The sequence below is a fragment of the Dactylosporangium sp. NPDC006015 genome, from assembly GCF_040614215.1.
Taxonomy (GTDB): Bacteria; Actinomycetota; Actinomycetes; order Mycobacteriales; family Micromonosporaceae; genus Dactylosporangium; species Dactylosporangium maewongense.
In genome coordinates this window covers 55620-67537 of sequence record NZ_JBEXUD010000040.1, presented here as the reverse complement: position 1 = coordinate 67537, position 11918 = coordinate 55620, and the positions used below count along the sequence as shown (strand labels likewise).

The 11918-nt window shown below is 71.8% G+C and carries 11 protein-coding genes; 8 read left to right on the top strand and 3 right to left on the bottom strand.

What is annotated here, in order from left to right:
- Window positions 1–33: 33 nt before the first annotated feature.
- Window positions 34–1074, bottom strand: coding sequence for a DMT family transporter (locus ABZ321_RS44215; protein ID WP_354901868.1), 1041 nt, complete (start codon window positions 1072–1074; stop codon window positions 34–36).
- A 69-nt stretch (window positions 1075–1143) separates the two neighbouring features.
- Here ABZ321_RS44215 and ABZ321_RS44210 point away from each other — a divergent pair, with 69 nt between their 5' ends.
- The 3 genes from ABZ321_RS44210 (at window position 1144) to ABZ321_RS44200 (ending at window position 3850) form a co-directional block, all read left to right on the top strand.
- The gene (locus tag ABZ321_RS44210) at window positions 1144–1650 is read left to right on the top strand and encodes a CGNR zinc finger domain-containing protein (protein ID WP_354901866.1); all 507 of its coding nucleotides are present in this window, start codon (window positions 1144–1146) and stop codon (window positions 1648–1650) included.
- Window positions 1651–1837: 187 nt separating this feature from the next.
- Entirely contained in the window at window positions 1838–3202 is a 1365-nt protein-coding gene (locus ABZ321_RS44205; RefSeq protein WP_354901864.1) for a cellulose binding domain-containing protein, read from the top strand.
- Between the two features lie 102 nt (window positions 3203–3304).
- The gene (locus ABZ321_RS44200) at window positions 3305–3850 is read left to right on the top strand and encodes a hypothetical protein (protein ID WP_354901862.1); all 546 of its coding nucleotides are present in this window, start codon (window positions 3305–3307) and stop codon (window positions 3848–3850) included.
- 106 nt (window positions 3851–3956) lie between these two features.
- Here ABZ321_RS44200 and ABZ321_RS44195 read toward each other — a convergent pair whose 3' ends face one another.
- A complete protein-coding gene (locus ABZ321_RS44195; RefSeq protein ID WP_354901861.1) occupies window positions 3957–5048 on the bottom strand; it encodes a cellulose-binding domain-containing protein in 1092 nt (363 codons plus the stop codon).
- A 410-nt stretch (window positions 5049–5458) separates the two neighbouring features.
- Here ABZ321_RS44195 and ABZ321_RS44190 point away from each other — a divergent pair, with 410 nt between their 5' ends.
- The 3 genes from ABZ321_RS44190 to ABZ321_RS44180 all read left to right on the top strand — a co-directional run bounded on the left by ABZ321_RS44190 (window position 5459) and on the right by ABZ321_RS44180 (window position 8255).
- Entirely contained in the window at window positions 5459–6271 is an 813-nt protein-coding gene (locus ABZ321_RS44190) for a hypothetical protein (protein WP_354901859.1), read from the top strand.
- Window positions 6272–6406: 135 nt separating this feature from the next.
- Window positions 6407–6625, top strand: coding sequence for a hypothetical protein (locus ABZ321_RS44185; protein WP_344507328.1), 219 nt, complete (start codon window positions 6407–6409; stop codon window positions 6623–6625).
- A 166-nt stretch (window positions 6626–6791) separates the two neighbouring features.
- Window positions 6792–8255, top strand: coding sequence for an amidohydrolase family protein (locus ABZ321_RS44180; RefSeq protein WP_354901857.1), 1464 nt, complete (start codon window positions 6792–6794; stop codon window positions 8253–8255).
- Here ABZ321_RS44180 and ABZ321_RS44175 read toward each other — a convergent pair.
- Complete coding sequence (locus ABZ321_RS44175; RefSeq protein ID WP_354901855.1) at window positions 8250–8810, bottom strand: TetR/AcrR family transcriptional regulator; 561 nt, start codon at window positions 8808–8810, stop codon at window positions 8250–8252. The genes ABZ321_RS44180 and ABZ321_RS44175 overlap by 6 nt on opposite strands.
- 102 nt (window positions 8811–8912) lie before the next feature.
- Between ABZ321_RS44175 and ABZ321_RS44170 the strand changes: the two genes are divergently transcribed.
- Entirely contained in the window at window positions 8913–9467 is a 555-nt protein-coding gene (locus ABZ321_RS44170) for a hypothetical protein (RefSeq protein WP_344507334.1), read from the top strand.
- Window positions 9468–9570: 103 nt separating this feature from the next.
- Window positions 9571–11868, top strand: coding sequence for a bifunctional diguanylate cyclase/phosphodiesterase (locus tag ABZ321_RS44165; RefSeq protein ID WP_354901853.1), 2298 nt, complete (start codon window positions 9571–9573; stop codon window positions 11866–11868).
- Window positions 11869–11918 lie beyond the last annotated feature (50 nt).

Below are 11918 nucleotides of genomic sequence, written 5' to 3'. Positions count from 1 at the left end.
TCCGTCAAAGGCAACACACCGGTAACGGCGCGGTCATCTGCCGCGACCGGTGTCGTCGTCCGGCTGCTTCTTCAGGGGGTCATCCGGTCGCTCCCATTCGGGGTGCTCCCGCAGGTGTTGCAGGGCGATGACGGCGCCGACCAGCACGACGCCGCCGGCGATCTGCATCGCGGTCAGCCGCTGGCTCAGCCACCACCAGGCGAGCGCCGCGCTGAACACCGGCTCCAGCGAGATGTTCACGGCGCCTGCCTGCGCGCCGACGCGTGCCGTGCCCCACGCGTACAGCAGGAACGGCACCAACGTGCCCAGCACCCCGACGAACACGATTCCCGGCCACTGGTCGCCGTGCCGGGTGATGCCGGGGGCGCCGCCCGGCGCCAGCACCACCAGCCACACCACGCTGGACACGGCGAACGCGTACACGTTGGCGCGCAGCGCGCCGTGCGCGCGCGTCGCCGCGCTGCCGAGCACCGAGAACGCCGCGACACCCGCCGCCGTGGCCAGGCCGAAGCCGATGCCGACCAGGTCCAGCCGCCCCCAGGACGTCTCCGGCAGCCGCACGACCAGCGCCACACCGAGCAGCGCCGCGGCGAGGCCGAGGGTGAGCGGCAGGCTCATCCGCCGCCGCCCGAGCAGGATCAGCCAGCCCACCACGAGGGCCGGGGCCAGGTTCTGCAGCACCATCGCCACTGCGACCGGCAGGTGCTGGATCGCCAGGAACAGGCAGCCGTTGGCCACCGCCACCGACACGCCGAACCCGACGGTCACGGCCCAGCCGGCCCGCTCCGGCGCCGCCTGCCGGTCCTGCCGGTCCTGCCGGCGGGTGGCGCGGCCGGCGCCGACCAGCAGCGCCAGCCCGGCGAGGGTGATGAACGTGCGGGTCGCGACGAGCTCCAGGGGGTCGACGCCGGCGTCGAAGAGGCGGCTGGCGACGGTCCCGCCGAACCCCCACAGCGCCGCCGCCACGACCACCGCCGCGTAACCCGCCAGCCGGCCCTGCCCGCGCCGGGCCGGCTCGGGTCCGCGTGCCACCGCGACCGTGACCGGAGGGCTCGATGAGGTCTGCGCTGCCATGGCGTCACTCCGTCCGCACCTCGATGATGTAACCTTTAAAGCAGTTTACCGGTTACCGGAGGCGGCGCAATGAAACCACAGGAGGCACCCGGAGCCCTGGAGATCGTGCGGTCCTTCGCCAACACGCTCGACCTGGAGCACGGCACCGACCATCTCGCCGACGCCGCGGGCCTCGCCGCGTGGTGCCGGCAACACCTGCCCGAGGTGTCCCCGCCCGCCCTGCGCGACGCCGTCGCACTGCGCACGGCGCTGCGCGACGCGATCGACGGCGACCCCGCCACCCTGGACGCGATCGCCGCCGCCCAGCCCCTCCGGCTGCGCCTCGGCGGCCAGTCCGCGCTGCTCACGGCGGGGGAGGACGCCACCGACCCGCTCGCCGCCCGGCTGCTGGCGGTCGTGGCGGTCGCCGCCCTCGACGGCACCTGGGAGCGGCTCAAACTGTGCCCAGCCGAGGACTGCCGGTGGGCCTTCTACGACCACGCCCGCAACCGCAAGGGCGTCTGGTGCCAGATGTCGGAGTGCGGCAACCGGCGCAAGGTCCGCGACTTCCGCGCCCGCCGCGCCGCGGCCGGCTGATCACATTGAGCTGGCCGCGATGACCCGACTTCAGGGGCGGACGGTGCCGCTCGCCCAGGGTGAGCCGCCCGCGTGCGGGTAGAGCACCAGGTTGCGTGTGGAAGTTTCGCCAGCGCGCCGAGGTCACCGCGGCGTTCGGACCTGCCACCGTTGACGGCCGGCCGCGGGCGGCGCGAGCGTGTGCGCCATGACGAAGAGGCTCGCCGTCCTCGGTGCCGCCGGCGCGTGCGCCGCCCTGCTCGTGGCGTACCTGCAACTGCCCGCCGCCGAGGCGACGGTGCCGCCACCGGCCGCGCCGGTGACCGGCAACGCGACCTACTTCGACGGGCTCGGCTCGCCGTACGGTGGCTGCGGACTGCCGCAGGCGGAGCTGGAGACGCAGGACTTCGTCGCCCTGAACGTCTTCGACACCCCCGGCGACGGCAGTTACAACACCCGGCCGGTGCCGCCGGCCATGGCCGACAAGATGGGCGTGTGGGACAACGGCCGCAACTGCGGGCGCTGGGTCCAGGTGAAGATCGCCGACTACTGCACCGGAACCAACGACGGCGCCCTCGGCCAGCCGTTCTGCCGCAACGGATCCTGGACCGCCGACGCCTACAACGGCGGCGTGCTGAACATGCTGGTCGCCGACAGCTGCGCCGACACGAACGCCTGGTGCCGCGACGACCCGTACCACCTGGACCTGTCCAAGGCGTCGCTGAACCGCTTCTCGAAGAACGGCTCCACCCTCGGCGACCTGTACCCGAACCACTGGAACAACCGGCACGTCGCCTGGAACTTCATCCCGGCGCCCGCCTACTCCGGCGACATCCAGATCGGCTTCCTCAGCGGCGCGCAGCGCTGGTGGCCCGCGATCGCCGTCTCCCGCCTGCCCAACGGCATCCATGGCGTCGAGTACTACGCCGACGGCGCCTGGCGGGCGGCCCAGCCCAACGGCGACATGGGCCAGTCGTTCGTGATCGGCGGCACCACCTCCGGCGGCACCCAGTTCCGCATCCGGGCCAGGGACGCGGCGGACGCGCCGCTGTTCGGCGGCCGCGAGTACAGCTTCGCGCTGCCGGACGCCTGCTCGGCCCAGTGCGGCCAGGCGTACACCAAGGCGACGTACACCACGACGGGCGCGTCACCGTCGGTCTCGCCCTCCGTCTCGGTCTCACCGTCGGTCTCGGTCTCGCCGTCCAGGTCTGTTTCCCCGTCGGCCTCGCGGTCACCTTCTGTGTCTGCTTCTGTGTCTGCTTCAGGGTCCGCCGGTGGTTGCACCGCGACCGTCGCCGTCACCGGCTCGTGGAACGACGGCTACCAGGCCGAGGTGACCGTCCGCAACACCGGCGGCACCGCGTCGACCGGCTGGACCACGGCGTTCACCTTCCCCGGTACACAACGGATCGCCAGCTCCTGGAACGCCGTCACGACCCAGTCCGGCACCCGGGTCACCGCGACGAACCAGCCCTACAACGCCGTCATCCCACCCGCCGGCACCACCAGCTGGGGCATGGTCGTCACCGGCCAGAACCAACCCCTGACCGCCGTCACCTGCACGCTCAGGTAGCCGCCAGCGAGCGGAGAGCGATCGAAGAGTGTGCACGTATAGCGTCTGGCTCCATCGACTCGAGGATGGTGGAGCTTGTTCAGACGTAGCAGCTTCGGCGTCGTGGCGACCGTGGCCATGGCGTTGTCGATCGCCCTGGGTGCGGCGCCTGCGGGCGCCTCGCCGAATGTCGTGTACTACCAGTTCAGGGGCTGGGCCGAGAACGTCCGCACCTGGTGCGTCGACATTCAGGCGGAGACGGCCGGCAACGTGCGGGCCAATGTCCAGACCTACCGGTGCCGGGCGGCGTCCGAGCAGCCGCAGGTGCAGTACCAGGCGTTCAGTCAGGAGGGCTTCGCGGGGCAGCCCGACAACAACCGGCGGTTCCGCAACAAGGCCACGAACAAGTGCCTGACCTACAACGTCAACGGGGTCGCAAGTCCGGGCTCCCCGGCCAACGCCGTGTGGGCCGAGGCCTGCGGACAGGCCGGTCAGGGCTGGCGGCACCCCGCGAACCAGGAACAGTGGGAGGCCATCGAGTATCCCGGCATGTGCCTGGACACCGTGGACCCCAATGGCAATTGGGGCACCGGGATCGACGTGTACCCGTGTAACCCGTACGCACAGTGGACGCGTTGGGCCATGGATTTTCTGAACATTCCGGACTGAGCTCCTCGGCGGGGTGCCAGTCCCCGCACCCCACGACCTCGCACGATCGGCAGCCCGGGCGCCGTCGCGGATCCCGTGCCGGGCAGGGGATCCGCGGCGGCGGTGGTCAGCTCAGGAAGCTGCCGTACGGGCCGGCCAGGATGGCGTTCTTCTGGGCCTGGCTGAAGTGCGTGTTCGGGTAGTTGTAGAACGACGCGGACATCGGGGTGCCGTCCGTGGAGCTCGAGTCCGGCAGGCCGAAACCGTGGCCGAGCTCGTGGACCATCCCGCCGTACCAGCGGTTCATCGGGCCGTTGCGGCCGGCGCCGCCGTCCGCGTCGTGGCCGGAGAGCAGGACCCAGCCGGGGCCGGCGCCGCCGCCGGACTTGCCGACGTCCTCGGCGCTGATCTCGCCGACGATCAGCCAGCGGTTGTCGGGGTTGGCGAGGCTGAACCGGCGCCGCAGCTCGGCCTGCATGTTGAACACGACGCACCAGTAGCGGTCGCCGTTCGGGTCGCAGTTGGTGTTGATGTACCAGTTGGTGTCGTGCTCGCCGTTGACCGTCTCGACGACCGTGGCGTTCAGGGCGAACGTCTTGCCGAGCTCCTGACGGTAATAGCGCTGCGCCTCGCGCATCACGTTCGCGATGCCGTCCGGGTAGCGCTGGTCGAACGCGACGTCGGTCGGCTTGAGCCAGAACACCCGCACCGTCTTCGTGCCCGGTGTGCCGGGGTTTCCGGGTGTACTGGAGGCGCTCGGCGACGGCGACCTGGTCGGTGAGGCGCTCGTGGTCGGGCCGGCGGTGCCGGTGCACAGCACGTTGTTGAGCCGGAACGTGGCGGGCACCGGGTTCGAGCCGCTCCAGGCGCCGTTGAAGCCGAACGACGTGCTCCCGCCGGTGCCGAGCGCGCCGTTGTAGCCGGCGTTCACCGCCGAGACGCTGGTGCCGGTCTGCGTGACGGTCGCGTTCCAGGCCTGGGTGACGCTCTGGCCGGGGGAGAAGCTCCACGTCAGCGTCCAGCCGTTGATCGGGTCGCCGAGGTTGCTGACCGCCACGTCGGCCCCGAACCCGCCCTGCCACTGCGAGCTGATCGTGTACGTCACCCGGCAGCCCGCGACCGCCGCACCGGCCGACGTACCGGCGACGACCGCGCCGCCCGCGACGAGGCCGACCGTGGCGGCGACGAGCACGAGGCCCCGGTACCGTTGAAGCCGCATCACATCCCCTTTCATCAATGGACTCCGCCACGGTGCGCCCCGAAAACCTTTTCGGCAAGGTGGACGGGCGAATCCGCTGGAAACCCGGCGAAACTTTCATCGGAGGGGGTGCCTGCCATCGGGGGCTTCACCGCCCGGGCGTCGCGGGGCCGGACCACCGACCATTCCGTGCTGATTCCCGGACGGAATTGCAGAAGAATTGCGATGCAACTACCGCCGCATTGAATCATCAGGGTGTCCCGGACGGACAGGGACAGGTGTCCCGAATTATGTCCTGAACATTGTCCTGGACACTCGGGCCACTCCCCAGTTCGTGCCACGGTCCGCGGCGAATTGAATCGGCGGCGACGTCCTATTTCTACATTCCTCTCGTCATCACCGAGATGACCTCGTACAGAGGAGAAAGAGCAGTGAAACGACGACTTCTTCAGGTCGGCGCGGTGGCGCTGGCCGGTTTGTTCAGCGCGATCGTCTTACCGTCCAGCCCGGCCAGCGCCGCGCCGAATTGCAACGTTCCGGTGCCACCGCCGGCGTGCGGTGACGGCGGCGGCGACGGCGAACCGGTGGTGCGGGACATCCCCGTGCACGGCACGCTCGACACGGTCACGTACGTCGGCAATGCCGTGCGGGTCACCGGCTGGGGCATCGACCGGGACAGCGGCAGCGCGCCGCTCATCGTCGACATCTACATCGACGGCGCGTGGAAGCAGACCCTCAGCGCCAACACGTACCGCCCGGACGTTGCCGCCGCGTACCCGGCCTACGGCTCCTACCGCGGCTTCGACGCCAACGTCCCGGCGGGTCTCGGCACCCACCAGGTGTGCGCGTGGGCGATCAGCGTCGTGCCCGCCGGCGCCGCGAACCCCGGCAACCCGCAGCTGGGCTGCAGGACGTACACCGCCACCCTCGCCGCCCCGACCGACGTGCGAACCATCTCCAGGGCGGATGACGGCACCACGGTGTTCGGCTTCAAGGACAACTCGGTCGAGGAGACCTCCTTCCGGGTCGTCATCACCCGCCAGTACTGGGAGCAGTACAACGACCCCCGCTGGGGCCAGATGTACCGCGCCTACTACGTCGACCGGCAGTTCACCGTGCCGGCGCAGGCAGGCACCGCCGAGGTGACCGCCACGACCGTGACCGGGGGCTCGGACTGCCGCACGACGGTGTACGCCGTCTCCGGCTCCATCCAGAGCGCCCCGGCCGTCAAGGGCTGGTGCTGACACCGGCCGTCGTCACGTGAACGAACGGCCCGGACCCGCCGGAGGAAATCCTCCGGCGGGTCTCCGTCCGATCCGGCAATGGCATCGGGGACGGCCTCCATGATTGCGGAATCAAGCGGCCGGTAAGGTCGGACAATGCCCGAGCTGAAACGGTTGGATGCCGGTCATGCCCCGGCGGTCCTGGCCTTCGAATTGGCGAACCGAGCGTATTTCGCTGCCTCGGTTTCTGACCGCGGCGACGACTTCTTCGACCAGTTCACCGACCGGCCTGCCGGCCCTGCCGACCCGGCCCACCTCGGGGGCAAGTCAGGCACCTGGTTCCAGCGCGACCTGGTCCTCGAGCCCCAGGTGTAGCGGCGGTGACAGGTGGGCGCGGCGATGGACGCGCGGCCGTGGGCGGTGGAACGGGTGGCCGGGATGGGTGGATGTCGTGAAGGTCGGTGCGGCGGTACGAACGCGGGGGAGCGGAACTGTCGCCGGTCACCAACCTCGATGGCGTCGGCGGTCCTAGGGTGGGCGCATGACCGAGATCGTGATTCGTGGTGGGCGTGTCATCGACCCGGGGGCGGGGACGGACGAGGTCCGTGACCTGCTCGTGCGCGACGGCTCGATCGCCGATCCTGCCAGCGTGAGCGAGGGTGCCGTCGTCGTGGACGCGACCGGGCTGGTCGTCGGGCCGGGGTTCGTCGACGTGCACAGCCACGTCAACACGATCGCCGGGCAGCGGCTGCAGGCGTTCGACGGCGTGACCACGGCGCTGGACCTCGAGATCGGGCTGATGCCGGTGGCCGTCGCGCTCCAGCGGGCCGCCAAGGAGGGGCGGCCGCTGAACTACGGGTACTCCGCGTCGTGGGCGGCGGCCCGCGGGCTGGTGCTCGCCGGGGTCGAGCCGGTGCCGGATCTGGCCGGCGTGCTGGCGCTGATGGGCAACGAGCACTGGCAGGCGTCGTCGTCGCCGGTACAGCGTGACCGGTGGCTGGACCTGCTGTCGGGTGAGCTCGCCGACGGTGCGCTGGGCATCGGGGTGCCGATCGGGTACACGCCACGTGCCGAGCCCAGCGAGTTCCTGCACGTCGCCCGGCTCGCCGGCGGCAACGGGGTGCCGGTGTTCGCGCACGTGCGGAACCTGATCGAGGCCGACCCGGATGTGGTCGTCGACGGCGCGGACGAGGTGACCGCGGCCGCGGCCGAGACCGGCGTCGCGATGCACTACTGCCACGTCAACAGCACCTCGGGCCGGCATGTGGAGCGGGCGCTCGGCACGATCCACGCGGCGGTCGCGGCGGGTTCGCGGGTGACGTACGAGGCGTACCCGTACGGCACCGCGTGCACGGGCATCGGTGCCGCGTTCCTCGCTCCCGAACGGCTGCACGTGTGGGGGCTCAAGCCGCACAACCTGGTGCTGCTGCCGTCCGGCGAGCGGATCGCCGACGCGGCACGTTTGCGGGAGGTCAGGGCGGCCACGCCCGGCGCGCTGTGCCTCATCGAGATCCTCGACGAGACGGATCCGTCGGACCGTGCGCTGCTGGAGGGCACGTTCGCCGACCCGGGCACGATCGTGGCCAGCGACGCGCTGCCGGTGACGTTCAACGACGGCACCCGCGACACGCGGCAGTGGCCGCTGCCGGAAGGCGCGACCCACCCGCGCACGGCCGGCACGTTTGCGAAGGCGCTGCGGCGGTTCGTGCGGGAGACCGGGATCTGGGACTGGCCGGAGGCGTTCCGGCGCTGCTCCTACCTGCCGGCCCGGCTGCTCGACGCGCACGCGCACGCGCCCGCCGCCCGGCGCAAGGGGCACCTCGGCATCGGCGCGGACGCCGACGTCGTCGTGCTGGACCCGGACCGGGTCACGGATCAGGCGACGGTGCTCGCCTCGACGGCACCGTCGCACGGCGTCCGGCACCTGCTGGTCAACGGCGAGCCCGTCATCCGCGACGGCGAGCTGCTGCCGGACGCGTACCCGGGGCGGGCGCTGCGCTCATGAACCACCGGCGCCGGACCGGATGAGGTCGTCGACGCCGCTGAGGAAGGTCTCGCAGACCTGGTCGCGGTCGGACAGGCAGCCGGCCGCCATGGCGCCGTCGCGGAGCATGACGAACCGCTGCGCGCGAGGATCGCTGCCCATCAGGGCGGTGACCGTGTCGAGGAACCATTGCCGGTGCGCCAGAACGGCCTGGTGCACGGGGTGGCCGGGGTCCGGGTACTCGGCCACGGCGTTCAGGAAGGCGCAGCCGCGGAAGCCGTCCGACCGGATGCCCTCGGCGATCGACGCCGCGACGGCGCGGAGCGCGTCGGGGGCCGTGAGGCCGGCGGTCAGGGCCGCGTCCACCTGGCCCCGGATCTGCTGGTCGGCCGCCTGCAGGTAGGCGAGGACGAGATCCTCCTTGCCGGGGAAGTGCCGGTAGAACGTGGCCCGGGTCACCTTCGCCTCGCCGATGATCCGGTCGACGCCGACCGAGTGGATGCCTTCCCGGTAGAAGATCCCGGCGGCGGTGACCAGGAGCCGCTGCCGTGCCTCGGAAACTCCGCCCAGTGCCATGGGGTCCATCTTAGAGATAGAACGTTCGGTCTTGACAGGCCTCCGCGAAGCCTGCACGCTGGGCCGAGACAGAACGTTCGTTCTCTCAGCGAAGGAAGCGCCATGACCACTCTCACCACGTCCGGCATCGAGGCGACGGCGTCCGCCCTGCGGAGGCTGTACTTCGTCCGCTTCGCGTTCGCCATCGCCTGGGCCCTCGTGATGTTCACGACCGCCGAGCACCTCGGCCCGCTCGCCAGGACGCTGCTGGTGCTCTATCCGCTGTTCGACGTGGCCGCCGCCGTCGTCGACGCCCGGGGCTCCCGCGGCACCGGATCGCCCGCGCTGCTGTACGTGAACGTCGCCGTCAGCCTGCTCGCCGCCGCCGGCCTGGTCTTCGCCGGCGCGGACGGCATCCCGGCGGTCCTGCGCGTCTGGGGTGCGTGGGCAGTCGTGGCCGGACTGGTGCAGCTGGCCGTGGGAATCACCCGCCGCGGCATGGGCGGCCAGTGGCCGATGATCATCAGCGGTGGCATCTCGGTGCTCGCCGGCGGGTCGTTCATCGCCGGCGCCGCCGCGGACGACCCGGCGCTGACCAACGCGATCGGCTACGCCATCCCCGGCGCCGTCTTCTTCCTCATCTCCGCCGTCCGACTCGGCCGTGCAGCGAAGGAATAGATCGGGTCGCGACAAGAGCCGGGAAGCGCTCAGATCGCCGCGGCCTCCTCCGATAGGGGACCGGACGTGTGCGAACCGGGGCGGTGCGATGGGTGTGTCGAACGTGACGAGAGTGGTGTGCCTGCTCTTCGCCGGGCTGGTGGTGTTCCGGTTCACCGACCTGTACAACACGCAGGCGGCCGGGATCTCGATCTGCGCACTGGAGACCGTCGCGCTCGGCCTGCACCTGCGTGTCGCGTTCAGCCGGCGGTTGTCGGCGGCCGCCAAGCGCCCGTACCGGTTCACCAGCCCCGCGCTCGCGCTGCTCATCATCGCCGGCGTCGGGTTCTCGGTCGCGTTCAACACCCACGACCGGAGCTGGGGCGTCGCGACGGTCGCCGCCGTGGCGCTGCGGACCCTGGCGGTGCCGGTGCTGCTGCTGGGGCTGCTCAGCTTCGCCGCGGAGCCGATGGACCGGCGGGCGCGGTGGAAGCTCGGCATGGACGTCGCGACCGTGCTCGGCGCCGGCGCGATGCTCATGTGGTACCTGGTGCTCGGCCCGGTGTTGCAGGCGGGCGGCCTGCTCGACCCGCTGCGGCTCGGGGCGGTGCTGTTCGCCGTCGGCGACGTCGTGCTGCTCGTGGGGGTCGGCACCGTCCTGCTGCGCGGCTCCGCCGTCCCGTCCCGCGGGCCGCTGGTGCTGATGCTGGCAGGGACCGCCGGCTACCTCGTCGTCGACACGGTCTTCCTGTACACGATGGTGCACGACGGCGCGCTGCACGACGCGGTCGTGCCGACGGCGCTGCACCTGCCGATGTTCCTGATCCTGCTCGCCTCCACCGTGCGCCAGGAGACCGCCGGCGGCGCCGCGGCGGGGCGCAGGCTGCGCCGCAACGCCTGGCTGCCGTACGCCGCCCTCGCCGGCGGCTTCGCCCTGCTCGTCGTCGCGGCCGCGAAGGCCGGCCTGTTCCCGTGGCTCGGACTGGTCCTCGGCGCGCTGGTCATGACGGTCGGCGTCGCGGCCCGGCAGGTGCTCGCGTCGCGGGAGAACTACACGCTCGTCGTCACCGACAGCCTGACCGGCCTCGCCAACCGCATCCAGCTGCGGGGTGCGCTGACCGCCGCCGTGGACCGGCACCGCCGCACGGGTGCGCCGGTCGCGGTGCTGCTCATCGACCTCAACGGCTTCAAGCAGGTCAACGACGGCTACGGCCACGAGGTCGGCGACCAGATGCTGGTGGCGTTCGCCGACGTGCTGCGGCGCACCGTCCGCGACGCCGACGTGCCGGCCCGCCTCGGCGGCGACGAGTTCGCGGTCGTGCTGCCGGGCTGCGCCGAGGAGGCGACCCAGGTCGCGGAGCGGATCCTGGCCGCCTGCCAGGCCCCGGTGAACCTGTCCGGGCACCGCCTGGAGCTGCGCGCCAGCATCGGCGTCGCGGTCGCCCAGCGCGGCGGGCCCGACGCCGGCAGCGTCGATCCCAACGAGCTGCTGCACCGCGCCGACCTCGCCATGTACGCCGCCAAGCGCCGGGGCACGCCCAGCTGGGCGGAGTACACCGCCGACGCCATGGACGCCGAGCAGGCGGTGCCGGCGCTCGCCGACGACCTCGCGCGGGCGGCCGACGCGGGGCAGTTGCGGCTGCTCTACCAGCCGATCGTCGCGCTCGAGTCAGGCGATCTGGTGGCCGTCGAGGCGCTCGTACGGTGGCAGCATCCGACGCGTGGCCTGCTCGGACCGGACACGTTCATCCCGCTCGCGGAGCAGACCGGGCTCATCCACGGCATCGGCGGATGGGTGCTGCGGGAGGCGTGCCGGCAGGTCGGTGCGTGGCAGGCGGAGCTGCCGCCGGGGCGTTCGCTGCACCTGAGCGTCAACCTGTCACCGATCCAGCTGGAGCGGCCGGCCCTCGCCGACGAGATCCTCGAGGTCCTGGAGCGGGAGGGGTTCGACCCGCGGGCCCTGGTCGTGGAGATGACCGAGAGCGCGCTCGTCGACGACCGGTCCGCCGTGCCGCAGCTGGAGCGGCTGCGGGCCCGCGGCGTCAGGGTGGCGCTCGACGACTTCGGCACCGGCTACTCGTCGCTGCGGTACCTCACCCGCCTGCCCGTCGACATCCTCAAACTCGACCGCTGCTTCGTCGCCGACCTCAGCGGCGACCCGGAGCGCGCCGCGGTCGCGGAGGCCGTCATCCGGCTCAGCCAGATCCTGCACATGGACACCGTCGCCGAGGGCATCGAGGATCCGGCCCAGGCGACCGAGCTCACCCTGCTCGGGTACCGCACCGCACAGGGCTTCCACTTCGCCCGCCCGCTGCCCGCCGGCGACGTCGAGGCGTTGCTGCACCGCTCCGCCGCCGAGTGGCCGAGCCTGCCGACGGCGCTGGACCCCGCCGCGCCCCGCCCGGTGGCCGTCCACGGTTGAGCCCGGCTCCCGGCGGGCCGCGACGGGTCCGCCGGAAGCCGGTCGCCGTG